At 68.8% G+C, this 24,736-nt stretch carries 23 protein-coding genes; all 23 read right to left on the bottom strand.

From position 1 onward, the window contains the following. Window positions 1-24: 24 nt before the first annotated feature. Window positions 25-471: a DUF2550 domain-containing protein gene (locus ACWCRD_RS31315; RefSeq protein ID WP_115905869.1), complete on the bottom strand. Its 447-nt coding sequence runs from the start codon at window positions 469-471 to the stop codon at window positions 25-27. A gap of 142 nt (window positions 472-613) precedes the next feature. Continuing rightward, a complete protein-coding gene (locus ACWCRD_RS31320) occupies window positions 614-988 on the bottom strand; it encodes a F0F1 ATP synthase subunit epsilon (RefSeq protein ID WP_115905870.1) in 375 nt (124 codons plus the stop codon). A 133-nt stretch (window positions 989-1,121) separates the two neighbouring features. Continuing rightward, window positions 1,122-2,558, bottom strand: a complete 1,437-nt coding sequence (gene atpD, locus ACWCRD_RS31325) for a F0F1 ATP synthase subunit beta (RefSeq protein ID WP_365839588.1) — start codon at window positions 2,556-2,558, stop codon at window positions 1,122-1,124. Next, window positions 2,558-3,475, bottom strand: a complete 918-nt coding sequence (locus ACWCRD_RS31330) for a F0F1 ATP synthase subunit gamma (RefSeq protein ID WP_450969121.1) — start codon at window positions 3,473-3,475, stop codon at window positions 2,558-2,560. The genes atpD and ACWCRD_RS31330 overlap by 1 nt, the downstream gene beginning before the upstream one ends. Window positions 3,476-3,496: 21 nt before the next feature. After that, window positions 3,497-5,086, bottom strand: coding sequence for a F0F1 ATP synthase subunit alpha (atpA, locus tag ACWCRD_RS31335; RefSeq protein WP_123967494.1), 1,590 nt, complete (start codon window positions 5,084-5,086; stop codon window positions 3,497-3,499). A gap of 138 nt (window positions 5,087-5,224) precedes the next feature. Beyond that, on the bottom strand, window positions 5,225-6,040 hold the full coding sequence (locus ACWCRD_RS31340; protein ID WP_450969122.1) for a F0F1 ATP synthase subunit delta: 816 nt from the start codon (window positions 6,038-6,040) through the stop codon (window positions 5,225-5,227). After that, entirely contained in the window at window positions 6,037-6,588 is a 552-nt protein-coding gene (locus ACWCRD_RS31345) for a F0F1 ATP synthase subunit B (protein WP_450969123.1), read from the bottom strand. The genes ACWCRD_RS31340 and ACWCRD_RS31345 overlap by 4 nt, the downstream gene beginning before the upstream one ends. A gap of 38 nt (window positions 6,589-6,626) precedes the next feature. Continuing rightward, window positions 6,627-6,872 carry an ATP synthase subunit c family protein gene (locus ACWCRD_RS31350; RefSeq protein ID WP_115905876.1) on the bottom strand — a complete coding sequence of 82 codons (246 nt, stop codon included), beginning with the start codon at window positions 6,870-6,872 and terminating at the stop codon, window positions 6,627-6,629. Window positions 6,873-6,953: 81 nt separating this feature from the next. Next, window positions 6,954-7,724, bottom strand: a complete 771-nt coding sequence (gene atpB / locus ACWCRD_RS31355; protein ID WP_450969275.1) for a F0F1 ATP synthase subunit A — start codon at window positions 7,722-7,724, stop codon at window positions 6,954-6,956. A gap of 273 nt (window positions 7,725-7,997) precedes the next feature. Continuing rightward, window positions 7,998-8,435: a hypothetical protein gene (locus ACWCRD_RS31360; RefSeq protein ID WP_344399119.1), complete on the bottom strand. Its 438-nt coding sequence runs from the start codon at window positions 8,433-8,435 to the stop codon at window positions 7,998-8,000. Window positions 8,436-8,734: 299 nt separating this feature from the next. Next, a complete protein-coding gene (locus ACWCRD_RS31365; RefSeq protein ID WP_450969124.1) occupies window positions 8,735-10,063 on the bottom strand; it encodes an MraY family glycosyltransferase in 1,329 nt (442 codons plus the stop codon). A 150-nt stretch (window positions 10,064-10,213) separates the two neighbouring features. After that, window positions 10,214-11,452: a serine hydroxymethyltransferase gene (locus ACWCRD_RS31370; protein ID WP_450969125.1), complete on the bottom strand. Its 1,239-nt coding sequence runs from the start codon at window positions 11,450-11,452 to the stop codon at window positions 10,214-10,216. Between the two features lie 70 nt (window positions 11,453-11,522). Further along, window positions 11,523-12,200, bottom strand: coding sequence for an arsenate reductase/protein-tyrosine-phosphatase family protein (locus ACWCRD_RS31375; RefSeq protein ID WP_450969126.1), 678 nt, complete (start codon window positions 12,198-12,200; stop codon window positions 11,523-11,525). Beyond that, window positions 12,197-12,844 carry an L-threonylcarbamoyladenylate synthase gene (locus tag ACWCRD_RS31380; protein ID WP_450969127.1) on the bottom strand — a complete coding sequence of 216 codons (648 nt, stop codon included), beginning with the start codon at window positions 12,842-12,844 and terminating at the stop codon, window positions 12,197-12,199. Before ACWCRD_RS31380 ends, ACWCRD_RS31375 begins: the two co-directional genes overlap by 4 nt. Before the next feature lie 50 nt (window positions 12,845-12,894). Next, window positions 12,895-13,740, bottom strand: a complete 846-nt coding sequence (prmC, locus tag ACWCRD_RS31385) for a peptide chain release factor N(5)-glutamine methyltransferase (RefSeq protein ID WP_030928668.1) — start codon at window positions 13,738-13,740, stop codon at window positions 12,895-12,897. 39 nt (window positions 13,741-13,779) lie between these two features. Beyond that, window positions 13,780-14,856 carry a peptide chain release factor 1 gene (gene prfA, locus ACWCRD_RS31390; RefSeq protein ID WP_450969128.1) on the bottom strand — a complete coding sequence of 359 codons (1,077 nt, stop codon included), beginning with the start codon at window positions 14,854-14,856 and terminating at the stop codon, window positions 13,780-13,782. A 106-nt stretch (window positions 14,857-14,962) separates the two neighbouring features. Beyond that, window positions 14,963-15,187: a 50S ribosomal protein L31 gene (rpmE, locus tag ACWCRD_RS31395; RefSeq protein ID WP_019753312.1), complete on the bottom strand. Its 225-nt coding sequence runs from the start codon at window positions 15,185-15,187 to the stop codon at window positions 14,963-14,965. 194 nt (window positions 15,188-15,381) lie between these two features. After that, window positions 15,382-16,521, bottom strand: coding sequence for an LCP family protein (locus tag ACWCRD_RS31400; RefSeq protein WP_450969129.1), 1,140 nt, complete (start codon window positions 16,519-16,521; stop codon window positions 15,382-15,384). Window positions 16,522-16,731: 210 nt separating this feature from the next. Next, complete coding sequence (locus ACWCRD_RS31405) at window positions 16,732-18,591, bottom strand: trypsin-like serine protease (protein WP_450969130.1); 1,860 nt, start codon at window positions 18,589-18,591, stop codon at window positions 16,732-16,734. A 131-nt stretch (window positions 18,592-18,722) separates the two neighbouring features. Then, window positions 18,723-20,720, bottom strand: coding sequence for a transcription termination factor Rho (gene rho / locus ACWCRD_RS31410; RefSeq protein ID WP_450969131.1), 1,998 nt, complete (start codon window positions 20,718-20,720; stop codon window positions 18,723-18,725). A 407-nt stretch (window positions 20,721-21,127) separates the two neighbouring features. Then, window positions 21,128-22,045: a homoserine kinase gene (thrB, locus tag ACWCRD_RS31415; protein WP_450969132.1), complete on the bottom strand. Its 918-nt coding sequence runs from the start codon at window positions 22,043-22,045 to the stop codon at window positions 21,128-21,130. A 303-nt stretch (window positions 22,046-22,348) separates the two neighbouring features. Beyond that, entirely contained in the window at window positions 22,349-23,407 is a 1,059-nt protein-coding gene (thrC, locus tag ACWCRD_RS31420; RefSeq protein ID WP_030928687.1) for a threonine synthase, read from the bottom strand. 6 nt (window positions 23,408-23,413) lie between these two features. Continuing rightward, complete coding sequence (locus ACWCRD_RS31425; protein WP_450969276.1) at window positions 23,414-24,712, bottom strand: homoserine dehydrogenase; 1,299 nt, start codon at window positions 24,710-24,712, stop codon at window positions 23,414-23,416. Window positions 24,713-24,736: the final 24 nt, after the last annotated feature.

The following is a 24,736-nucleotide window of genomic DNA, read 5'->3' on the forward strand; positions in this document are numbered from 1 at the left end:
CCCCCACCCAGCGAGTGAATGTGGCTACGCCACATTCACTCGCTGTCCGGGCGGGGCTGCCTCAAGCCACGCGAGGAAACCGGTCAGCGCGTCTTCGCTCATCGCGAGTTCGAGACGCGTGCCCCGGTGCAGACACGTGAGGATCACCGCGTCGGAGAGCAGCGCCAGCTCCTCCTCACCCTCGGGGAGGCGGCGGCCGGCGACCTCGATCGCGGCACGTTCCAGGACGCGGCGCGGGCGGTAGGCGTAGGAGAAGACGCGGTACCACTCGATGCGGTCGCCGTTGTAGCGGGCGACTCCGTAGCTCCAGCCTTTTCCGCTCGTGTCCGTCTTCTCGGGGACGTCCCAGCGCAGCGAACAGTCGAAGGTGCCCCCGGAGCGCTGGATGAGTCTGCGGCGCAGGCCGAAGACGAACAGCCCCAGCACCACCAGGGCGACCACGACTCCGCACACAGTCAGAGCGAGGACCATCGACACCGACCTCCTCGTCTCCTAGGTACCGAAAATAGGTAACGGAACGGAAAAAACACCTATATCTGCCTCAGCCGCGGTCGGCTCCGGATTGCTCCGGTGCCGACCGCGGCTGAGTGAATTCATACAGCTCCGCGCGGGCTCAGCTCGTCGCCGCCGCGCGCAGTCGTACATCGGCGCGCCGCTCGGCGGCGGCGTCGCCCTCCGCCTTCGCGCGCTCCAGCTCTCGCTCCACGCGCTGGACATCGATCTCGTCCGACAGCTCGGCGATCTCGGCCAGCAGCGACAGCTTGTTGTCCGCGAACGAGATGAAACCGCCGTGCACCGCGGCGACGACCGTTCCACCATCACTCGTACGGATGGTCACCGGGCCCGACTCCAGCACACCGAGCAGCGGCTGGTGACCGGGCATGACGCCGATGTCGCCGGACGTGGTGCGCGCGACGACCAGGGTGGCCTCGCCGGACCAGACCTCTCGGTCGGCCGCGACCAGCGCGACGTGCAGCTCAGCAGCCAAGGTGGCTCCTCGGGTCACCACCCGGCGGTTCGGCCGGGTGTTGGTTACAAGTCTAATGGGCGTGAAAGAGGGGGCGGGACGTACCCCGCCCCCTCACACATGAGCCGTAGGGCTCAATTCGAACTCAGGGAGTTCAGGAGACGCCCAGCTCCTTGGCGTTGGCCTTCAGGTCCTCGATGCCGCCGCACATGAAGAACGCCTGCTCCGGGAAGTGGTCGTACTCGCCGTCGCAGATCGCGTTGAAGGCCGCGATCGACTCGTCCAGCGGGACGTCCGACCCGTCGACGCCGGTGAACTGCTTGGCGACGTGGGTGTTCTGGGACAGGAAGCGCTCCACGCGACGGGCACGGTGGACGACGAGCTTGTCCTCCTCGCCGAGCTCGTCGATACCGAGGATCGCGATGATGTCCTGGAGGTCCTTGTACTTCTGCAGGATCGTCTTGACGCGCATGGCGGCGTCGTAGTGGTCCTGCGCGATGTAGCGCGGGTCCAGGATGCGGGACGTGGAGTCCAGCGGGTCCACGGCCGGGTAGATGCCCTTCTCGGAGATCGGACGGGAGAGAACCGTCGTCGCGTCGAGGTGGGCGAAGGTGGTGGCCGGGGCCGGGTCGGTCAGGTCGTCCGCGGGGACGTAGATCGCCTGCATCGAGGTGATCGAGTGACCACGGGTCGAGGTGATGCGCTCCTGGAGGAGACCCATCTCGTCGGCCAGGTTCGGCTGGTAGCCCACCGCGGAGGGCATACGGCCGAGCAGGGTCGACACCTCGGAACCGGCCTGCGTGAAGCGGAAGATGTTGTCGATGAAGAACAGCACGTCCTGCTTCTGCACATCGCGGAAGTACTCCGCCATGGTCAGACCCGCGAGGGCCACGCGCAGACGGGTGCCCGGGGGCTCGTCCATCTGGCCGAAGACCAGCGCGGTCTTGTCGATGACGCCGGAGTCCGACATCTCCTCGATGAGGTCGTTGCCCTCACGGGTGCGCTCGCCGACACCGGCGAACACGGAGACACCGTCGTGGTTGTTGGCGACGCGGTAGATCATCTCCTGGATGAGCACCGTCTTGCCGACACCGGCACCGCCGAACAGACCGATCTTGCCGCCCTTGACGTACGGGGTCAGCAGGTCGATGACCTTGACGCCGGTCTCGAACATCTCGGTCTTCGACTCGAGCTCGTCGAAGTTCGGGGCCTTGCGGTGGATGCCCCAGCGCTCGCCCTCGTACTTCTCGTCGACGTTCAGTACCTCACCGAGGGTGTTGAACACCTTGCCCTTGGTGAAGTCGCCGACCGGCACCGTGATGGAGTTGCCGGTGTCGGTGACGGCGGCCTGGCGGACCAGACCGTCGGTGGGCTGCATGGAGATGGTGCGGACCAGGCCGTCACCCAGGTGCTGGGCGACCTCCAGGGTCAGCGTCTTCTTCTCGCCGGCGTTGGCCGGGTCGGCTACCTCGACGTGCAGCGCGTTGTAGATCTCCGGCATCGCGTCGACGGGGAACTCCACGTCGACGACCGGGCCGATGACCCGGGCGACGCGGCCCGTGGCCGTCGCGGTCTCAACAGTGGTGGTCATTAGCGGTCACTCCCCGCGGTCGCGTCGGCCAGGGCTGCGGAGCCACCGACGATCTCGCTGATTTCCTGGGTGATTTCGGCCTGGCGGGCCGCGTTGGCAAGTCGGGAGAGCGTGGTGATGAGCTCTCCCGCGTTGTCGGTCGCCGACTTCATCGCGCGCCGCGTGGCGGCGTGCTTCGAAGCGGCCGACTGGAGGAGCGCGTTGTAGATACGGCTCTCCACGTAGCGCGGCAGCAGGGCGTCGAGGACGTCCTCCGCCGACGGCTCGAAGTCGTACAGCGGGAGGATCTCGCCCTGCGGCGTGGCCTCCTTGGCGACCTCTTCGAGGCTGAGCGGCAGCAGACGGTCGTCGAGCGCCGTCTGCGTCATCATCGACACGAACTCGGTGAAGACGATGTGGAGTTCGTCCACGCCGCCCTCGGCCGTCTCGGTCTCGATGGCCTCGATCAGCGGCGCCGCGACCTTCTTGGCGTCCGCGTACGTGGGCTCGTCGGTGAAGCCGGTCCACGACTCCGCGACCTTGCGCTCACGGAAGTTGTAGTGCGCGAGGCCGCGGCGGCCGACGATGTAGACGACGACCTCCTTGCCCTGGCGCTCCAGCCGCTCGGTGAGCTGCTCCGCCGCCTTGATGGCGTTGGAGTTGAAGGCACCGGCGAGACCACGGTCGCTCGTGAGGAGCAGCACCGCGGACCGCGTGACCGTCTCGGCCTGCGTGGTCAGCGGGTGCTTGGTGTTCGAGCCGGTACCGACCGCCGTGACCGCACGCGTCAGTTCCTGCGCGTACGGCGTGGAGGCCGCCACCTTGCGCTGCGCCTTGACGACGCGCGAGGCGGCGATCATCTCCATCGCCTTGGTGATCTTCTTGGTCGCGGTGACGGATCGGATGCGACGCTTGTAGACCCGGAGCTGGGCTCCCATGAGTCAGGTCCCTTCCTTACGTCACTTGGCGGCGGCCGGGGCGTCCTCGCCGAGAAGCTTGCCGTCCGAGGTCTCGAACTGCTTCTTGAACTCGGCGATCGCGTCGGCGACAGCGGTGAGGGTGTCGTCCGACATCTTGCCGCCCTCGCGGATGGAGGTCATGAGGCCCTGCTCCTTGCGGTGCAGGTACTCCAGGAGCTCCTTCTCGAAGCGGCGGATGTCGGCCACCGGGACGTCGTCCATCTTGCCGGTGGTGCCGGCCCAGACGGAGACGACCTGGTTCTCGGTGGACATCGGCTGGTACTGGGCCTGCTTCAGCAGCTCGACCATGCGCTGACCGCGCTCCAGCTGCGCCTTCGACGCGGCGTCCAGGTCGGAACCGAAGGCGGCGAACGCCTCCAGCTCACGGAACTGGGCGAGGTCCACGCGCAGACGGCCCGCGACCTGCTTCATCGCCTTGTGCTGCGCGGAACCACCGACTCGGGAGACGGAGATACCGACGTTCAGCGCGGGGCGCTGACCGGCGTTGAACAGGTCCGACTCCAGGAAGCACTGGCCGTCGGTGATGGAGATGACGTTGGTCGGGATGAACGCCGAGACGTCGTTGGCCTTGGTCTCGACGATCGGCAGACCCGTCATCGAGCCGGCGCCCATGTCGTCGGAGAGCTTCGCGCAGCGCTCCAGCAGACGGGAGTGCAGGTAGAAGACGTCACCCGGGTAGGCCTCACGGCCCGGCGGGCGGCGCAGCAGCAGCGACACGGCGCGGTAGGCGTCGGCCTGCTTCGACAGGTCGTCGAAGATGATCAGGACGTGCTTGCCCTCGTACATCCACTGCTGGCCGATGGCCGAACCGGTGTACGGCGCAAGGTACTTGAAGCCGGCCGGGTCGGACGCGGGGGCGGCGACGATGGTCGTGTACTCCAGCGCGCCGTTCTCCTCCAGCGCGCGGCGGACCGACGCGATGGTGGAGCCCTTCTGGCCGATGGCGACGTAGATGCAGCGGACCTGCTTCTTCGGGTCGCCCGAGCGCCAGTTGTCGCGCTGGTTGATGATCGTGTCGACGGCCAGGGCGGTCTTGCCGGTCTGGCGGTCACCGATGATCAGCTGACGCTGACCGCGGCCGACGGGGGTCATCGCGTCGACGGCCTTGTAGCCGGTCTCCATCGGCTCGTGCACCGACTTGCGCTGCATGACCGTGGGGGCCTGCAGCTCAAGGGCGCGGCGACCGGACGTCTCGATCTCGCCGAGGCCGTCGATCGGGTTGCCGAGCGGGTCGACGACGCGGCCGAGGTAGCCCTCGCCGACGGCCACGGAGAGCACCTCACCGGTGCGCTGCACCGGCTGACCCTCCTCGATACCGCTGAACTCACCGAGGACGATGGCGCCGATCTCGCGCTCTTCCAGGTTCAGCGCGAGGCCGAGGGTGCCGTCCTCGAACTTCAGCAGTTCGTTGGCCATGGCCGAGGGCAGACCCTCGACCTTCGCGATGCCGTCGCCGGCAAGGGTGACCGTACCGACCTCCTCGCGCGAGGCCGCGTCCGGCTTGTACGACTGGACGAAGTTCTCCAGCGCGTCCCGGATCTCCTCCGGCCGGATCGTGAGCTCCGCCATCTGGGTTCCCTGCTCTCCTTGTTGGGCCCGAAGTTTCAACTTGGGGGTCTGGGGGCGACCCCCAGGAATCCTCTGCACGACCCAACCGGGCCGTAGGTACGTACTGCTGTACTGCTGTTCTGCTTATGAAGTTGCTGCTCAGCTCGCCAGACGGCGGCCGGCGTCCTCGATGCGGTCCGCGATCGAGCCGTTGATGACCTCGTCGCCGACCTGCACCCGGATCCCGCCGAGGACCTCGGGGTCCACGTCGATGTTGAGGTGCATCTTGTGGCCGTAGAGCTTCGCGAGAGCGGCGCCCAGGCGCTGCTTCTGCGAGTCGCTCAGCGGCACCGCCGAGGTGACGACGGCGACCAGCCGGTCCCGGCGCTGGGCGGCGAGCTTGGACAGGGACTCCAGTCCCGCCTCAAGGCTACGTCCCCGCGGCGCGGTAACAAGGCGCGTCACAAGACGCTCGGTCGACTCAGCGGCCCGGCCGCCGAGCAGCCGGTGCAGCAGCTCGATCTTGGCCGCGGTGGTGGCGGCGCGGTCGGTGAGCGCGGAACGCAGCCCGGTGTTCGACGAGACGATCCGCCCGAAGCGGAACAGCTCGTCCTCCACATCGTCGAGCGCGCCCCTCTTCTGCGCGGCGGTGAGCTCGGCGGTGTCCGCCAGCTCCTCCAGCGCGTCCACCAGGTCACGGGACTGCGACCAGCGGGAGCGCACCATGCCGGACACCAGGTCGGCAGTGGCCCCGCCGACCTGGGAGCCGAGCAGGCGCTGGGCCAGCTCGGCCTTCGCCTCACCGGCCTGCGCCGGGTCGGTCAGGACCCGACGCAGCGACACCTCGCGGTCGAGCAGCGCGGTGACGGCGGCCAGCTCGTCGGCGAGCTTCGTCGCGTCGGCGGACGTGGAGTCCGTCAGCGCGTCGAGGCGCTCGCGTGCGGCTGCCAGGGCCTCGCGGCTCGCTCCGTTCATCGGGTGGCCTCGGCCTTCTCCTCGAGGTCGTCGAGGAAGCGGTCGATGACGCGGCTCTGCCGGGCGTGGTCCTCGAGGGACTCACCGACGAGCTTGCCGGCCAGCTCGGTTGCGAGGTGACCGACGTCCTGCCGCAGCGCGGACGCGGCGGCCTTGCGGTCGGCCTCGATCTGCGCGTGGCCGGCGGCGACGATCTCCTCGCGCTGCCGCTGGCCCTCGGCGCGCATCTCGGCGATCAGCGCGGCACCCTGCTCCTGCGCCTCCTGGCGCAGACGCGCGGCCTCGTGCCGGGCCTCGGCGAGCTGGGCCTTGTACTGCTCGAGAACGCTCTGCGCCTCGACCTGAGCGGCCTCGGCCTTCTCGATGCCACCTTCGATCGCCTCGCGGCGCTCCTCCAGAACCTTGTTGATGTTCGGGAGCAGCTTCTTCCAGAAGAAGAAGAACACGATGGCGAAGGCGATGGCGCCGACGAGCAGCTCGGGGCCCGGGGGAACGAGCGGGTTCTGCTCGGTCTCCTCGGCCGCCAGCTGTACCAGGTTGGCGATCACATCAGTGCCTTTCGTCGATGCGTGTCAGTAAGGCGGAATTACTTACCGAACACGAACGGCATAACGATGCCGATGAGGGCGAGCGCCTCACAGAAGGCGAAGCCCAGGATCTGGTTGGCGCGGATCAGACCGGCGGCCTCGGGCTGGCGGGCCAGGGCCTGGGTGCCGTTACCGAAGATGATGCCGACGCCGACGCCGGGGCCGATGGCGGCGAGGCCGTAGCCGATGGAGCCGACGGAGCCGTGGACACCGGTGGTGGCAGCGAGGGTCTCAAGAGCGGACATGCCGGTTCTTCCTTCTCTTTCATGGACCGGTGGGGGTTGGCCACCGGACGTCTCGGGGGTTGCGGGCGGGTGTTGCTCGGCTCAGTGGTGCTCGGCGAGAGCGCCCTGAATGTAGGAGCAGGCAAGGAGCACGAACACGTACGCCTGGACGGCCTGCACGAAAAGCTCGAAGAGGATCATGACCATGGTCATGACGAAGGAGACACCGGCCGCCGGGACCATCGCGCCGTTCAGCAGGTACCAGGAGGCGACGGTGAACATCACCAGCATCAGGTGGCCGGCGAACATGTTGGCGAAGAGTCGCACCGCGTGCGTGAACGGGCGGACCAGCAGGTTCGAGAAGAACTCGATGACCATCACGAGCGGCAGCACGGCGCCGAGCGACTTGTCGTAGCCCGTGACGTTCTTGAAGAACCCGACGAATCCGTGCTTCTTGAAGGTCAGGGAGACCCAGGTGACGTAGACGACCGCGGCCAGCACCGCCGGGTAGGCGATGATCGACGAGACGGGGAACTGCGCCAGCGGGACCACGGACCAGACGTTCATGATCCAGATGAAGAAGAACAGCGAGACCATGAGCGGGACGTACTTCTCGCCCTCGCGCTTTCCGAGCGTCTCGTAGACGATGCCGCGGCGCACGAAGTCGTAACCGGCCTCGCCGACCATCTGCAGCTTGCCCGGGACCACCTTCGCCTTGCCGAAGGCCGCCCAGAAGAAGCTGACGACGAGCAGCGTGGTGATGAGCGCGAGCAGCATCACCTTGTTGAACTCGAACCCGCCGACCGTGGCCATCGGCTTGAACAGGAAGGACTGCAGGCCCGGGGCCGGGAAGCCACACCCGTTGTCGGACATGATCCGACAACTCCAGTCAAAGGCGAGCTGGGTCTGGTCAGCACTCACCGCGGGCTCCTTCGGCGTGACGCATGGGTACGGCAACCTCGTTGTGTCGGCGCGGCGCGCAGCCGCGGGTCGGCACTGGACTGGTGTTACGGATGTGAGGGCGGCTGGGGGGCATCAAGCCTCGCGATCGATCAGGCGTCAGCTCAGATGCCCGCGCCCGCGATGCCGCAGTTGGCACCGGACGATAGCAGGAGATCTCACAAGCCTTTATCCCGCCCCTATCCCTCACGACGACGACCCTGTCTTCTCGGACTTTCCACTCTTCTCGGAGTCGGGGTCGATGTAGAAAAGCTTGGCTTTCATATGCGCACGAGCCTGCGCAGCCATCCACACGACAGTCGCGACGACGAGCGAGACGGCGAACGTCTTCGCATTGAAGAGGGTGGTGTCCTTGAAGACGGCCACGAAGATCAGGAGCAGCAGGAGCTGAGCGACGTACAGCATCAGCCCCATGGCCTGGAACAACTGCGGGAGCGTTTTTGCCGTCCACTGCAGGACGTACAGACCGATTCCCATGAACAGGATCGCGAGCAGTGTGCCGACCGCCGCGCCGAGCGCACCCTTGCCGCCGGCGACCGCAGCGCTGACGGCGACGGCAATCGCGCCGACAGCCGCTGTGGGCACAGCGGTCTGCAAGAGGTTCCGGGCGTCATTGGACGGCATGGCGGCAACTCCGCTTTCACAGGGGGGCAGGTGTCGTCATGGACGAGCGTAGTCCCGGATCGAGAGGGGAACTCACGGCCAATGGACCGTCGCACTACGGCCCTTCAGCTCTCTCCGGGGTTCTCGTGAACCGTATCACAAACTATTTGATGCGGTCTTTACCTAGTAGGTGTGCTTGCTGTCACACATGAGAGTGACAGTGCGCGTCTGTGCAGAAACCGAACCGGCTTGTCTGATATTGGGGGGCTTTGCTCCCCCACGAGTTGGCAATGCTCTAGTCAGATTCTTACCTTGCCGAGTCAACGCGAAGTACCGGCCTTGCGGCGGTCCAGGAAGCGCGGACGGGCGCCCAGAGCGGTCGCACCGTTCACCCCCGCCACACCGGCCGCGACCGGAGGGAGCTGCTCCTCTTCGACTGCGGCCGGGTGCGCGGGGGTCGACGCGGTTTCGGCGACGGCCCTGCGGCGGCGGTAGCGCGGCGGCACGAAGTGCTCGGCCCAGCGCGGGGCGCGCGGCGTGAAGCGCGGCAGCAGCAGGAGCAGCAGGCCGATGGCGCAGAGGAACACGATGCCCAGCACGATCCACATGGAGGCCGAGTTGACCGAGTAGGCGAGGGCACCGAAGGCGATCAGCGCCGACCAGAAGTACATGATCAGGACGGCCCTGCTGTGCGAGTGCCCGATCTCCAGCAGCCGGTGGTGCAGATGCCCGCGGTCCGCGGCGAACGGCGACTGGCCGCGCCAGGTGCGGCGCACGATGGCCAGCACCAGGTCGGCGGCGGGGATCGCGATGATCGTGAGCGGCAGCAGCAGCGGGATGTAGACGGGCACCATCTGGTGCACGGTGTTGCGCTCGGACCCGGCGAACAGCTTCATGGCGTCCGGGTCGACCTGGCCTGTGATCGAGATCGCGCCGGCGGCCAGCACCAGCCCGATCAGCATCGAACCCGAGTCGCCCATGAAGATGCGCGCCGGGTGCATGTTGTGCGGCAGGAAGCCCACGCACATGCCCATCAGGATGGCCGCGAACAGCGTCGCGGGGGCGGCGGCCTCGATGCCGTACGAGTACCAGATGCGGTAGGCGTACATGAAGAACGCGGCGGCGGCGATGCACACCATGCCGGAGGCGAGGCCGTCCAGGCCGTCCACGAAGTTGACCGCGTTGATGGTGATGACGACCAGCGCCACCGTCAGCAGGGTGCCCTGCCACTGGGTCAGCGCGACGGTGCCGGCGCCGGGGACCGGCAGCCACAGGATCGTCAGACCCTGCATGACCATCACGCCGGCGGCGATCATCTGGCCGCCCAGCTTGATCAGGGCGTCGATCTCGAACTTGTCGTCCAGCACGCCGATGAGCCAGATGAGCGCCGCTCCGGAGAGCAGCGCCCGCGGTTCGTTGGACTTCTCGAAGACCTCGTTGAGGTTGGTGAGATGGTCCGCGACCAGCAGCCCCGCGCACAGCCCGAAGAACATGGCGATCCCGCCGAGGCGCGGAGTGGGCTCCCGGTGCACGTCACGGGCCCTGATCTCCGGCATTGCTCCGGCCACGATCGCGAACTTACGTACCGGCCCTGTCAGCAGATACGTCACCGCGGCCGTGATGCAGAGCGTCAGCAGGTATTCACGCACAGGCTTCCCCACAGGTCTCGCTGGCCATCTCAGCCCCACACCCTAGCGACGCACGCATATGAATGGGGACTGCCGGGTAGCGACGATGGTTGCACGCGTGCCTGTGCACGCAGGCTGCACCCAGTGGTACGCAGGTGCGTCTACCCCCGCTCAGCCGGTGTACGGCTGAAATCTACCGGTGAGCTCGCGCACCTGATCACGCGCCTTCTGGCTCTCGGTCCCGCCCCGCAGCACAGCCGCCAGCAGGGCGGCGATCGATGCCATTTCCTCCTCTCCCATCCCCTGCGTGGTCACGGCCGCCGTGCCGAGCCGCAGGCCTCGGGCGTCCCCGTGCGGCAGCGCACAGCAGTCCAGCACCATTCCGGCCGCGGCGAGGCGGCCGCGCGCGGTGCGTCCGTCGACGCCGAGGGGCGCCGGGTCGGCGGTGATCAGATGGGTGTCCGTGCCGCCGGTGGTGACGACCAGGCCCTCGGCGGCCAGCCGAGCCGCCAGCACCCGGGCGTTGGCGACCACCTGATGGGCGTACAACCTGAACGCCGGGGTTGCCGCCTCGCCGAACGCGACGGCCTTGGCGGCGATGGTGTGCATCTGCGCGCCGCCCTGGGTGAAGGGGAAGACGGCCCGGTCGACCCGCTCGGCGAGCTCGCCGCCGCACAGGATCATCCCGCCGCGCGGCCCGCGCAGCACCTTGTGCGTGGTCGCGCAGACCACGTCGGCGTACGGCACCGGGCTCGGCGCCGCTCCCCCGGCGACGAGCCCGATGGGATGGGCGGCGTCGGCGATGAGATACGCCCCGATCTCGTCGGCGATCTCGCGGAAGAGGGCGTAGTCGATGTGCCGGGGGTAGGCGATGGAACCGCACACGATCGCCTTGGGCCGGTGCGTACGGGCGAGGGTGCGCACCTGGTCGTAGTCGATGAGCCCGGTCTCGGCGTCGACGCCGTAGCCGACGAAGTCGAACCAGCGGCCGGAGAAGTTGGCGGGCGAGCCGTGGGTGAGGTGGCCGCCGTACGGGAGGCCGAGGGCGAGGACGGTGTCGCCGGGCCGCAGGAGGGCCGCATACGCGGCGAGGACGGCCGAAGACCCGGAGTGGGACTGCACGTTGGCGTGCTCGGAGCCGAAGAGGGCCTTCGCGCGGTCCACGGCGAGGCGCTCGGCGACGTCGACGATCTCGCAGCCGCCGTGGTGGCGGGCGCCCGGGTACCCCTCGGCGTACTTGTTGGCCAGCGGCGAACCCAGCGCGGCCAGCACCGCGGGCGAGGAGAAGTTCTCGGCGGCGATGAGCTGCAGTGTCGTCGACTGCCGGTCGCGCTCACCGAGCAGGATCTCGGCCAGCTCGGGGTCCTGCCGACGCAGGACATCGGCCTCGAGGGTGTGAGTGACCGGCATGATGGGCTCCGGGGGCGTCGACGGTGACGTACGACCAATGTAGGCCCGGTACCGGTGAGGTGCTCGGTTGTTACGCCTTCGCGGGTACCCCGGTGAGCGCTGTGACGACCGGATCCAGCGCCTGGTGTATCTCCTCCCCGATGGACCGGAAGAAGGTCAGCGGGGCACCATACGGGTCGTACACCTCGTCCGCCTCGGCGGTCGGGGCCAGGAGCCACCCGCGTAGAGCCGCCGCAGCCCGCACCAGCGCACGCGCGCGTGCCACCACGCCGTCCTCCAGGGGCGGCAGGGTCGCCGGGTCTATCGCCCGCACCAGGCGGGTGAACTCCTTCAGGGTGAAGGTGCGCAGGCCCGCCGAGTGGCCCATGGAGATGACCTGGGCGCGGTGGTCGCGGGTCGCCGTCAGGACGAGGTCGGCCATGATGACGTGCTCGTCGAGGAGTTCGCGGCCCATGAACCCGGAGGCGTCCGCACCGAAGTCCGCGAGGACCGCCTCGGCGTTGGCCTCCATGGGCGCCCCCTCGTGGCCCCAGGTGCCCGCGCTCTCCACGATCAGCCCGCCCCACAGCGGGTCGCCGAGCCGGTCCGCCAGGGCATGGCGGGTAAGCCGCTCGGTGATCGGCGAGCGGCACACGTTGCCGGTGCTGACGTGGAGGATGCGGAAGGTGGTCAAGGGGACGCCCTGTTCGAACAGGTTCCCCGTCTCTACCCCGTTGCCTATGCCACGCCCCGCGTCAGGGGCCGTCAATTCGCCACCTCGAGGTCGGGTACGACCTTCCGCAGCTCGTCCGGCGAGATCGCGCCCTCACGCAGCAGCACCGGCACCGGGCGGGTGACGTCGACGATGGAGGACGGGACGTTGCCGGGCGTCGGCCCGCCGTCGAGGTACACGGAGACCGAGTCGCCGAGCATCTCCTGCGCGGCGTCGCAGTCCTCGGGGGCGGGGTGGCCGGTCAGGTTCGCCGAGGACACGGCCATGGGGCCGACCTCGGTCAGCAGCTCGATGGCGACCGGGTGCAGCGGCATCCGGATGGCGACCGTGCCCCGGGTGTCCCCCAGGTCCCACTGCAGGGACGGCTGGTGCTTGGCGACGAGGGTGAGCGCGCCGGGCCAGAAGGCGTCGACGAGCTCCCAGGCCAGCTCGGAGAAGTCGGTGACGAGACCGTGGAGCGTGTTCGGGGACCCGATCAGCACGGGGGTGGGCATGTTGCGGCCCCGGCCCTTGGCCTCCAGCAGGTCGGCGACCGCCTCCGAGGAGAACGCGTCGGCGCCGATGCCGTACACCGTGTCGGTCGGGAGGACCACGAGCTCGCCACGGCGGACGGCGGACGCGGCTTCGCGCAGACCGGTCGTGCGGTCCGTCGCGTCGTTGGTGTCGTATCGCCGAGCCATCTAGCGGGCCTCCTCGTACACGTACATCGGGAAGTGGGTCGTCGGGGTGGTCACGGCAGTGCCTTGCGGGCCGTCGCGAACCGGGGGCGGTTGTTGAGGTCCGGGTGGTCGGCCGCGTCGGCCCAGCCCCGCTCCTCGGTGAAGATCCACGGCACCTGGCCGCCCTGGGTGTCGGCGTGCTCGATGACGACGACACCGCCCGGGCGCAGGAGCCGGTGTGCGGTCCGTTCCAGACCGCGGATGAGATCGAGGCCGTCCTCCCCCGAGAACAGGGCGAGTTCGGGATCGTAGTCCCGCGCCTCGGGAGCGACGTACTCCCATTCGGTCAGCGGGATGTACGGCGGGTTGGAGATCACCAGGTCGACCTGGCCGTCGAGGTCGGGGAAGGCGTCGAGGGCGTTGCCCTGGCGCAGGTCGACGCGTGAACCCTCGACGTTCTTGCGGGTCCACTGGAGGGCTTCCTCGGACAGCTCCACGGCGTGCACGCGCGAGCGCGGGACCTCCTGGGCGAGTGCGAGCGCGATGGCGCCGGAGCCGGTGCACAGATCGACGATGCAGGGTTCCACGACGTCCATGGCGCGTACGGCGTCTATGGCCCAGCCGACCACGGACTCGGTCTCGGGCCGCGGCACGAACACGCCCGGGCCCACCTGGAGTTCGAGGTACCGGAAGTAGGCACGGCCGGTGATGTGCTGCAGCGGCTCGCGCTGTTCGCGCCGGGCGATGACCTCCCAGTAGCGGGCGTCGAAGTCCGAGTCCTTCACGGAGTGCAGTTGGCTGCGCTTCACGCCGTGCACGAACGCGGCGAGCTCCTCCGCGTCGGTGCGCGGCGAGGGCACGCCGGCGTCGGCCAGCCGCTGGGTGGCCTGTGCCACCTCTGCGAGCAGCAGGTTCACGCATTCCTCCGTGTCGTACTGGGTCGTGCGCAGGTGCCTTTAGGCAGCCGCCAGCTTGGCCGCCGAGTCAGCGTCGACGCAGGCCTGGATCACCGCGTCGAGTTCGCCGTCCAGGACCTGGTCCAGGTTGTAGGCCTTGAAGCCCACGCGGTGGTCCGAGATGCGATTCTCCGGGAAGTTGTACGTGCGGATCTTCTCGGAGCGGTCGACGGTGCGGACCTGGCTGCGGCGGGCGTCGGCGGCTTCCTTCTCCGCCTCCTCCTGCGCCGCTGCGAGCAGCCTGGAGCGCAGGATACGCATCGCCTGCTCCTTGTTCTGCAGCTGGCTCTTCTCGTTCTGGCAGGAGGCGACGACTCCGGTCGGAATGTGCGTGATGCGCACCGCGGAGTCGGTGGTGTTGACGGACTGGCCGCCGGGTCCGGAGGAGCGGTAGACGTCGATGCGGAGGTCGTTCGGGTTGATCTCGACGTCGACCTCCTCGGCCTCGGGCGTGACGAGGACACCGGCCGCGGAGGTGTGGATACGGCCCTGGGACTCGGTGGCCGGCACGCGCTGCACGCGGTGCACGCCGCCCTCGTACTTCAGCCGGGCCCAGACGCCCTGCCCGGGCTCGGTGGCGCCCTGGCCGCCCTTGGTCTTCACGGCGACCTGGACGTCCTTGTAGCCGCCGAGCTCCGACTCGGTGGCGTCGATGATCTCGGTCTTCCAGCCGACCCGCTCGGCGTACCGCAGGTACATGCGCAGCAGGTCCCCGGCGAAGAGCGCGGACTCGTCGCCGCCGGCGCCGGCCTTGATCTCGAGGATCACGTCCTTGTCGTCGGACGGGTCCCGGGGCACGAGCAGCAGGCGCAGCTTCTCGGTGAGTTCCTCGCGCTGCTTCTCCAGCTCCTTGGCCTCGGCCGCGAAGTCGGGGTCGTCGGCGGCGTATTCCTTCGCCGTCTCGATGTCGTCGCCGGTCTGCTTCCAGGAGCGGTACGTGGCGACGATCGGGGTGAGCTCGGCGTAGCGCTTGTTCAGCTTGCGCGCGTTGGCCTGGTCGGCGTGGACCGACGGGTCGGCGAGCTTCTTCTCCAGGTCGGCGTGCTCACGGACGAGTTCCTCGACGGCCTCGAACATCTTGGGCTCCTGTACTGCGTGGAAAAGGGGGAAGGCGGGCGACCAAAAACGCCGGTCCCGGCGCGCCTGTGAAGGGCGCGGCCGTGGACCGGCGAATGGGAGCCAGCTACTTCTTGGAGCCGGCCGCAGCCTTGCCGAAGCGGGCCTCGAAGCGGGCCACACGGCCACCGGTGTCGAGGATCTTCTGCTTGCCCGTGTAGAACGGGTGGCACTCGGAGCAGACCTCGGCGCGGATGGTGCCGCTGGAGATCGTGCTGCGGGTGGTGAACGACGCGCCACAGGTGCAGCTGACCTGCGTCTCGACGTACTCGGGGTGGATGTCGCGCTTCAAGGTGTCTCCTAGTTTCGGGAGGGCGCCGGGTCGCTTCCGCGGGGTGCGGGCGCGTGAACCGGGGCCGACGTACCAGTCTGCCAGGACTGGGGCCATCCCCCAAAACCGGGGGCTCGGGCGATCTATTCCCTGCGGGCCGGTGGGGGTTGGTCGCGCCCACGCGGCGGAGCCGCACATCGACACGGCCCCGCCCCCTAGGGGGCGCTCACCACACCCTTTGCTTCGCCGCTTGCCGTTCCTTCAGTCGCCGACTTCGGGATCGTGCGGTCGTTCTTGAGAGCGTCCCACACCTGCTGGGCCTTCGTCTTCTCGACGATGACCCGGTTGGGGTTCGAAGGGTCGTACTGGACCGGCATCGTGATCATGTGCATGTTGCTGGAGCTGATGCTCTTCAGGCCGTTGGCGAAGGACATCAGGGAGTTGACCGCGCCCAGGTCGGAGTCGGTCGTCACGGCCTTGGTGGCGGTGTCGGCGAGGTCGTAGAGCTTCTTCGGGCTGGTGAAGATGCCGACGTGCTTGACCTGCTCGACCAGGGCCTTGATGAAGGCCTGCTGGAGCTGGATGCGGCCGAGGTCGGAGCCGTCGCCGACGCCGTGCCGGGTGCGGACCAGGCCGAGGGCCTGCTCGCCGTCGAGCGTGTGCGTGCCGGCCTTGAGGTTGAGATGGCTCTGGGAGTCCTTGATGTCCTTGGTCGTGGTGACCGGGACGCCGCCGAGCTCGTCGATGAGCCTCTCGAATCCGCTGAAGTCGACCTCGAGGTAGTGGTCCATGCGCAGCCCGGTGATCGACTCCACGGTCTTCACGGCGCAGGCGGCGCCGCCGGTGGAGTACGCGGTGTTGAACATGGCGCCGGTCTCGGCGGGATGTGTCCTGCCGTGGGTGTCGGTGCACTCGGGACGGTCGATGAGGGTGTCGCGGGGCATGGAGACCACACTGGCCTTCTTGTGGCCCTTGTAGACGTGCACGATCATCGCCGTGTCGGAGCGGGCGCTGCCGTCGTCGGTGCCGCCGCCGAGCTTCTTGTTGCTGCCCGAGCGGCTGTCCGAACCGAGGACCAGGATGTTCTCGGAGCCGTTGTCGACCTTCGTCGGCCGGTCCGTGCCCAGGGCCGAGTCGATGTCGACGCTCTTGATGTTGCCGTTGAGCTTGAAGTACAGGTAACCGGCTCCGGTGCCGCCCAGCACGACGATGCCCGCGGCGGTCCACGCCGCGATCAGCAGGCCTCTGCGGCGCGTGCTGCGGGGCTTGCGGCGACGGCCCTTGGCCCGGCCGCGCGTGCCGTTGGTGCCGGACTCTCCCGGTATGCCGGGTTCCGGCGTGCTCTCGGCGGACATGTGCTCCTCGTTCTCGTCCGGTCGGATACCCCCTGCTTTCAGGGACAGGCCTGTCGGTCACGGATACGCGTCGTACCGCACCATCGTCACTCCGTCGGGTCAGACGGAGAAACTCGAGAAAGGGTTGCACAACGCTCTGTGCCCGACCCGTGGAAGGACGGACACAGAGCGTCACGGAGATGTCCGGGCGTAACCCGCTCACCTGCGGTTTCAGCCGAGGATGTCGTACTGCTGGAAACCGGTACCAAGTGAGATTCTTGTGGCAAAGATCCCACTCGAGGCCTGGCCGGTGCCCGGGTAGAGGTAGAGCGTGCCGCCGGGCGTGCGGGCCAGGAAGTCGGCCTTGCCGTCCCCGGTCACATCGCCCACGCCGTCAAGCGTGTTGTACGTGGTGGTGCTCCAGGTGCGGACCTGGATCCGGCTGGAGAACGCCCCGGAGCCGGCCGTGCCGGTGCCGCGGTACAGGTAGATGTAACCGGTGCTCTTCTGACGCGCGATCAGGTCGGCCTTGCCGTCGCCGTTGAAGTCGCCGTGGCCGAGCAGGGCGTTGTACTGGTTCCAGCCGGTGCCGACCTTCACCGGCGTACCGAAGGTGCCGTCACCCTTGCCCGGGTAGATCCACAGGGTGCCGCCGGAGTCGACCGAGAGCAGGTCGGGCTTGTAGTCGCCGGTGACGTCACCGGGGGCGACGATGCGGGTGCGGGTGGACCAGTTGCTGAAGATCTGCGTCTTGGTCCAGGAGCTGCTGGCGGGCACGTAGTGCTCCCAGTAGACCGCGCCGGTGGAGCCGGAGCGCAGGATGAAGTCCTGGTAGCCGTCCCGGTTGAGGTCGCTCTGCAGGATCACGTTGTAGGCGCTGAAGGAGCCCCAGGAGATCCGGGAGGCCAGCGAGGTGCCCTTGGAGTCCAGCTCGTAGCCGGTCTTGGTGGAGGAGTTGCGCAGGAACAGGTCGGCCTTGGAGTCGCCGCTCAGGTTCGTGTCGTCGATGCGCGGGTAGGCGGCGCCGACATAGCTGCGGACCTTGGTGAAGACGCTGTAGTCGCCCTTCGCCACGCAGTTGTCGACTCCCCAGGAGACGACGCCCACGATCCGGTTGTTGACGATCAGGGGGCCACCGGAGTCGCCGTTGCAGGACGCCTTGGTGCCGGTGTCGCTGCCGCTCTGCGTGCCGGCGCACACCATGTGGCCCGCGACGTAGTCCGAGCCGTAGGCGGTGGTGCAGGTGCTGTCGGCGTGGATGGTCAACTGGGCCGACTGCAGGGTCTGCGCGATGTCGTTGCTGGTGGAGCTGGTACGGCCCCAGCCGTAGAGCGTGGCGACGGTGCCGCCCGCGTACGAGGCGGTGTCGGTCGACGTCGTCATGCGGACCGGCGTCGCCTTGACGGCGTTCGGCAGCGTGAGCACGGCGATGTCGTTGTCGGGGGCGCCGTGGGTCGTCGTGGTGAACGACGGGTGGTTCCACTGCCGCCAGACGCCGGAGACCGTGCCGCCGTGCAGGTCTGTGCTGCCGTCGCTGTTGGTGGTCGGCAACTGGTCCGTGCCGGTGATGACCGCACCGTAGGCGTGCCAGTTGAAGCCCTTGACGCAGTGCGAGGCGGTGAGGATCTTCGTCGGTGAGACGACGGTGCCGCCGCAGAAGAAGCTGACGTCGTCGCTCGTGTCGGTGGTGCCCTTGTCGTCGTAGTACCAGAGCTGGGCCATGAACGGCGCCGAGGTGATGGCGGTGTCGGTGCCGCCGATGACCATCGGGCTGATGGTGGAGCCACTGGTGCCGGCGCTCGTGCTGCCGCTGGGGCCGCTGGAGGTGCCGCTGGTGGTCTTCGACGACTTCGTCGTCTTCTTGCCCATGGCGGCGTCGGTGGCGAGGGCCCCGGAGACGCGCCGCTCCAGCTCGGAGTGCGACGGCGAGGTCATGGCCGGCTTCGCATGAGGTGTCGCGGACGGCGCGGCGTTCGCGGACGACGTCAGCAGCGCGGCGGCGACGGCCGCGACGAGGCCGGTCGCGGCGACCGGCAGGGCAAGGCGTATCCGGCGTCTGTGACGGCCGCTGCCGGACAGGGATGTGGACAAGAAAGTCCCCCAGTGAGACAAGTGATGGATGGGGCGCCTGGTGCGCCCCATCCCACTCAGCGCCAAAAGGCCGTTCATCGTCACTGATGTGACGATGAACGGCCTTTTGCCAGGTGCCGGAGGGCGGTGTCTCAGTCGCCGTTGCCGGGCATGGGCGTCGTCTTCTGAATCTGCAGCAAGAACTCCGCGTTCGACTTCGTCTGCTTCATCTTGTCCAGCAGCAGCTCGATCGCCTGCTGCTGGTCCAGCGCGTGCAGCACCCGCCGCAGCTTCCAGACGATGGCCAGCTCGTCGCTGCCGAGCAGGATCTCTTCCTTACGCGTACCGGACGCGTCGACGTCCACCGCCGGGAAGATCCTCTTGTCCGCAAGCTTCCGGTCGAGCTTGAGCTCGGCGTTACCCGTGCCCTTGAACTCCTCGAAGATGACCTCGTCCATGCGGGACCCGGTGTCGACGAGAGCGGTCGCCAGGATGGTGAGCGAGCCACCGTCCTCGATGTTCCGCGCCGCACCGAAGAAGCGCTTCGGCGGGTACAGCGCGGTCGAGTCGACACCACCGGACAGGATGCGGCCGGAGGCGGGCGCGGCCAGGTTGTAGGCACGGCCCAGACGCGTGATGGAGTCCAGCAGGACGACCACGTCGTGCCCGAGCTCCACCAGCCGCTTCGCCCGCTCGATGGCGAGTTCGGCGACCGTGGTGTGGTCCTCGGCCGGGCGGTCGAAGGTCGAGGAGATGACCTCGCCCTTGACCGACCGCTGCATGTCGGTGACCTCTTCCGGACGCTCGTCGACCAGGACGACCATCAGGTGGCACTCGGGGTTGTTGTGCGTGATCGCGTTGGCGATCGCCTGCATGATCATGGTCTTGCCGGTCTTCGGCGGGGCCACGATCAGACCGCGCTGGCCCTTGCCGATCGGCGCGACGAGGTCGATGATGCGGGTCGTCAGCACACCCGGGTCGGTCTCCAGGCGCAGCCGGTCCTGCGGGTACAGCGGGGTGAGCTTGTTGAACTCCGGGCGGCCACGGCCGTGTTCGGGCGCCATGCCGTTGACGGAGTCGAGACGCACCAGCGCGTTGAACTTCTCGCGCCGCTCGCCTTCCTTGGGCTGACGGACCGCGCCGGTGACGTGGTCACCCTTGCGCAGGCCGTTCTTGCGGACCTGGGCGAGGGAGACGTACACGTCGTTGGGACCCGGCAGGTAGCCCGACGTACGGATGAAGGCGTAGTTGTCGAGGATGTCCAGGATGCCCGCGACCGGGATCAGGACGTCGTCCTCGTTGAGCTGCGGCTCGGCGCCACCCATCTCGTCACGGCCACGACGGCCACGACGGTCCCGGTAACGGCCCCGACGGCCGCGGCGGCCGCCGTCGAAGTCGTCGTCGTCCTGCGGGCCGTTGTCGCGCTGCTGGCGGTCCTGACGGGCGCCGCCCTGCTGGCGGTCTCCCCGGTCCTGACGGTCCTGGCGCTGCTGGCCACCGCCCTGGCCGCCCTGCTGCTCGTCGCCCTTGTTGCCGCGGCCACCGCGGTCCCGGCCGCCGCGGTCGCGGTCCCGGCGGTCACGGCGGCCCTGGCGGCCCTCGCCGTCACCGGCGTCGCCCTGCGCCTGCGGGGCGGGCGTCTCGGCCTTCGGCTCGCTCTTGGCCTCGGCGGCGACCGTCTCGGGGCTGCCCGCCTCGGCGGTGGCGCGACGACGACGGCGCTCGACGGGAGCGTCCTCGCTGGCCGGCTGGCCGGGGATCTCGATCTGCTGCTGGGCCACGGCCTTCTCGGCCGAGGCGGCCGCCTTCTTCTCGGCGGCGGGAGCGGCGTCCTCGCCCGTACGGGCCTTGGAGGTGGCGCGGCGCTTGGGCTTGGTCTCGGCGGCGGCATCGGCCTTGGCCGGAGCGGCACCGCCTCCCGCCTGCGCCTCCTTGATGACCTCGATCAGCTGGCTCTTGCGCATGCGCGCGGTGCCCCTGATACCGAGGCCGGATGCGACCTGCTGCAGCTCGGCCAGCACCATGCCCTCGAGGCCGGTACCGCGGCGCCGCCGGGAGCCTGCACCGGTGGCAGGCGCGGAGGCGTCCGTGGCGGGCGCGGCAGCGGTCTCCTCGACACGTGCGCCCATCAGATCGGTGGTGTCGCTCACGAAGGGTCCTTCCCTGGAGCGGACGTCGGCCTGTCTGGCTCGGCGACCGGTTGTGCTTCCGGCTTCGGTCCTTGCTGTGTGGACCGTGCCGGGGCGGTGGTCCGCCAAAGGTGGCGGAGGCAATATCTGGGATGGCGCTTCCCAAAGCCGTGGCACCGAGTGTCGGTGTCACGTGGCTTGGTCGCACCGATTCCGGAGCGTGCCCGGCAAGTCGCTCAGTGCCCGCGTACGAGGTACTGCCCGCGTACGTCGTACGGAACACAGTGCGGCTTGGGAGGCTCCCGGAAGAATGTCTGTCCCGGACGGGGACACGAAGCACCTCGCCATGGTGGGGTCGGGTGCAGACTTGAGATTAACACTACCGGATCCAACAAACATTCCCCCTCTCGAAATCCGGCAACCGTGTGTCAGGACGCAAGCGGCAGCACGCTCGCTCCCTGGGCGTCGAGTTCGAGCCGGTTCGCGGCCCACCCTTCGCCTGCCAGATGGGCGACCTTGTCGGCGCTGTCGGCATCGGCCAGCGCCAGCACGGTGGGTCCGGCACCCGAGATGACCGCCGGGACTCCGTCGGCCCGCAGCCGCTCCACCAGCGCGGCGCTCTCCGGCATGGCGGGAGCGCGGTACTCCTGGTGGAGGCGGTCCTCGGTGGCGGGCAGCAGCAGCTCGGGGCGCCTGGTCAGGGCCTCGACGAGCAGGGCGGCACGGCCCGCGTTGGTGGCGGCGTCGACGTGCGGCACGGTGCGCGGGAGCAGGCCGCGCGCGGTCTCGGTGAGGACCGGCTTTCCGGGCACGAAAACCACCGGAACGATGGAATCGGCGGCGTCCATCCTGATCGCGCGGGCGGCGCCCGCCTCCATCCAGGAGAGCGTGAAACCGCCGAGCAGACAGGCCGCCACGTTGTCGGGGTGGCCCTCGATCTCGGTCGCGAGCTCGAGCAGGGCCGTGTCGTCGAGCTTCGACTCGCCGCCTATGGTCACGGCGCGCGCGGCGACGATGCCGGCGCAGATGGCGGCCGAGGAAGATCCCAGGCCACGACCGTGCGGGATGCGGTTGGCGCAGACGATCTCGAGGCCGCGCGGCTGCCCGCCCAGCAGGTCGAAGGCGGTGCGCAGGGAACGTACGAGAAGGTGTTTCTCGTCACGCGGCAGCGTCTCGCTGCCCTCCCCCGCGATGTCGATGTGCAGCCCGGAGTCGGCCACCCTGACGACGACGTCGTCGTAGAGCCCCAGCGACAGGCCGAAGGCGTCGAAGCCCGGGCCGAGGTTGGCGCTGGTGGCGGGGACGCGCACCCTTACGGCGGCGGCGCGGAAGGCGGGACCGGCCATCTCTCGATGACTCTCCTTGAGCTGCGTGATGGTCGAATGGTCGAAACAATTCGATACGACATCGGGTACGTACGGGAGACCCTCAGGCCGCGGAGACGGCGCGGCGCCGTCCAGACGCTCCATGGGCGGAGGCATATGCGGCGGGCGGGTTCGGTACAGCCTATCGAAGGATGCTTCTGTGGCGACATAGGGCGCACAGGAGGCGCACGATGCGTGCCGTAAGCCCCCCGTGCACCCCTCGGAGGGAGTTCCCCGTCAGGCCCGAAGTCAGGTCCGACCTCAGGCCCGACGTCAGGTCCCTCGTCAGGCCAGACCGAGGCGCTCGGCCGCCGTCACCGCGTCGACCGGGACGGTGACCGGCTGGGGGGCGCCGGCGACGGCCCAGTCGGGGTCCTTCAGGCCGTTTCCGGTGACCGTGCACACGATCTTCTGCCCCGGGTCGACCTTGCCCTGCTCGGCGGCCTTCAGCAGTCCGGCGACGGACGCGGCGGACGCCGGCTCCACGAAGACGCCCTCCTGCGCGGCCAACAGCCGGTAGGCGCGCAGGATCTCACGGTCCGTCACCTCGTCGATGAAGCCGCCGGACTCGTCCCGCGCGGCCAGGGCGTACTGCCAGGAGGCAGGGTTGCCGATGCGGATGGCGGTGGCGATGGTCGAGGGGTCCTTGACGATCTCGCCGCGCACGATCGGGGCGGAGCCGGAGGCCTGGAAGCCCCACATGCGCGGGGTGTGCGTGGCGACGCCGTCCGCGGCGTACTCCTTGTAGCCCTTCCAGTACGCGGTGATGTTGCCCGCGTTGCCGACCGGGAGGACGTGGATGTCCGGGGCGTCGCCGAGCATGTCGACGATCTCGAAGGAGGCCGTCTTCTGGCCCTCGATGCGCACCGGGTTGACCGAATTCACCAGCGCCACGGGGTAGTTGTCGCTCAGCGCCCGGGCCAGGGTGAGGCAGTCGTCGAAGTTGCCGTCGACCTGGAGGATCTTGGCGCCGTGCACGAGCGCCTGGCCCATCTTGCCCAGCGCGATCTTGCCCTGCGGGACGAGAACGGCCGAAACCATGCCGGCCCGCACGGCGTACGCGGCCGCGGAGGCGGACGTGTTGCCGGTGGAGGCGCAGATCACGGCCTTCGCCCCCTCCTCCTTGGCCCTGGTGATGGCCATGGTCATACCGCGGTCCTTGAAGGACCCGGTGGGGTTCGCACCCTCCACCTTCAGGTGGACCTCGCAGCCCGTGCGCTCGGAGAGCACCTGCGCGGGCACGAGGGGCGTGCCGCCCTCGCGGAGCGTCACGACCGGCGTGGTGTCGGATACCGGCAGTCTGTCCCGGTACTCCTCGATGATTCCGCGCCACTGGTGGGTCATTGCTGGTTACTCTCCTTCAACCCGCATGATGCTGGCGACACCCCGCACGGTGTCGAGCTTGCGCAGCGCCTCGACGGTCCCGGACAGGGAGGCGTCGGACGCGCGGTGGGTGACGACGATGAGCGATGCGTCGCCGTCCCCCTCTGGCCGGCCTTGCTGGCGAACCGTATCGATCGACACACCGTGCTCCGCGAAGACGGTCGCCACCTGGGCGAGAACGCCCGGTTTGTCCGCAACATCGAGACTGATGTGGTAGCGGGTGACGACGTCACCCATGCCCGACACGGGCAGCGCGGCATACGCCGACTCGCCGGGCCCCGTTGCCCCGCTGAGCCGGTTGCGGCAGACGGCGACGAGGTCGCCGAGCACGGCGGACGCGGTGGGCGAACCGCCGGCACCGGGTCCGTAGAACATGAGCTGCCCGCTCGCGTCGGACTCGACGAACACGGCGTTGTACGCGCCGCGCACGGAGGCGAGGGGGTGGCTCAGCGGAATCATGGCGGGGTGCACGCGCGCGGTGACCGACCCACCGTCCTGGGCCCGCTCGCAGATGGCGAGCAGCTTGATGGTGCAGCCCATGTTCTTGGCAGAGGCGAAGTCGGCCGCGGTGACCTCGGTCATCCCCTCGCGGTAGACGTCGTCGAGGCGCACCCGCGAGTGGAAGGCGATACCGGCGAGGATGGCGGCCTTGGCGGCGGCGTCGAAGCCCTCGACGTCGGCGGTGGGGTCGGCCTCGGCGTAACCGAGCGCCGTGGCCTCGTCGAGCGCCTCCTGGTACCCCGCCCCGGTGCTGTCCATCTTGTCGAGGATGAAGTTGGTGGTGCCGTTCACGATGCCGAGCACCCGGTTGACCTTGTCGCCGGCGAGGGACTCGCGCAGCGGGCGGATCAGCGGGATGGCGCCGGCGACGGCGGCCTCGTAGTAGAGGTCCTTGTCGTGCTCCTCGGCGGCGGCGTGCAGAGCGGCGCCGTCCTGGGCGAGCAGCGCCTTGTTGGCGGAGACGACGGACGCGCCGTGCTCGAAGGCGGTGGTGATGAGGGAGCGGGCCGGCTCGATGCCGCCGATGACCTCGACCACGACGTCGATGTCGCCGCGTTTGACGAGCGCGGTGGCATCGGTGGTGACGAGGCTCGGGTCGATGCCCTCACGGACCCGGTCGGGCCGGCGCACGGCCACGCCCGCCAGCTCGACGGGCGCCCCGATCCTGGCGGCGAGGTCGTCGGCGTGCGTCGTCATGATGCGCGCCACCTCTGAGCCGACGACCCCACAGCCCAGCAGCGCCACCTTCAGCGGACGCGTACGCATCATCCGACCTCGTTTCCTCATACC

The sequence above is a fragment of the Streptomyces sp. NPDC002092 genome, assembly GCF_053593775.1.

What these genes read in the sequence shown, in the direction of transcription:
- ACWCRD_RS31315 (WP_115905869.1), bottom strand. Translation starts at nt 471, where the DNA reads ATGGTCCTCGCTCTGACTGTGTGCGGAGTCGTGGTCGCCCTGGTGGTG.
- atpD (WP_365839588.1), bottom strand. Translation starts at nt 2,558, where the DNA reads ATGACCACCACTGTTGAGACCGCGACGGCCACGGGCCGCGTCGCCCGG.
- ACWCRD_RS31330 (WP_450969121.1), bottom strand. Translation starts at nt 3,475, where the DNA reads ATGGGAGCCCAGCTCCGGGTCTACAAGCGTCGCATCCGATCCGTCACC.
- atpA (WP_123967494.1), bottom strand. Translation starts at nt 5,086, where the DNA reads ATGGCGGAGCTCACGATCCGGCCGGAGGAGATCCGGGACGCGCTGGAG.
- ACWCRD_RS31340 (WP_450969122.1), bottom strand. Translation starts at nt 6,040, where the DNA reads ATGAACGGAGCGAGCCGCGAGGCCCTGGCAGCCGCACGCGAGCGCCTC.
- ACWCRD_RS31350 (WP_115905876.1), bottom strand. Translation starts at nt 6,872, where the DNA reads ATGTCCGCTCTTGAGACCCTCGCTGCCACCACCGGTGTCCACGGCTCC.
- atpB (WP_450969275.1), bottom strand. Translation starts at nt 7,724, where the DNA reads ATGTCCGACAACGGGTGTGGCTTCCCGGCCCCGGGCCTGCAGTCCTTC.
- ACWCRD_RS31360 (WP_344399119.1), bottom strand. Translation starts at nt 8,435, where the DNA reads ATGCCGTCCAATGACGCCCGGAACCTCTTGCAGACCGCTGTGCCCACA.
- ACWCRD_RS31370 (WP_450969125.1), bottom strand. Translation starts at nt 11,452, where the DNA reads ATGCCGGTCACTCACACCCTCGAGGCCGATGTCCTGCGTCGGCAGGAC.
- ACWCRD_RS31380 (WP_450969127.1), bottom strand. Translation starts at nt 12,844, where the DNA reads ATGGCTCGGCGATACGACACCAACGACGCGACGGACCGCACGACCGGT.
- prfA (WP_450969128.1), bottom strand. Translation starts at nt 14,856, where the DNA reads ATGTTCGAGGCCGTCGAGGAACTCGTCCGTGAGCACGCCGACCTGGAG.
- ACWCRD_RS31400 (WP_450969129.1), bottom strand. Translation starts at nt 16,521, where the DNA reads ATGTCCGCCGAGAGCACGCCGGAACCCGGCATACCGGGAGAGTCCGGC.
- thrB (WP_450969132.1), bottom strand. Translation starts at nt 22,045, where the DNA reads ATGGCCGGTCCCGCCTTCCGCGCCGCCGCCGTAAGGGTGCGCGTCCCC.
- thrC (WP_030928687.1), bottom strand. Translation starts at nt 23,407, where the DNA reads ATGACCCACCAGTGGCGCGGAATCATCGAGGAGTACCGGGACAGACTG.
- ACWCRD_RS31425 (WP_450969276.1), bottom strand. Translation starts at nt 24,712, where the DNA reads ATGCGTACGCGTCCGCTGAAGGTGGCGCTGCTGGGCTGTGGGGTCGTC.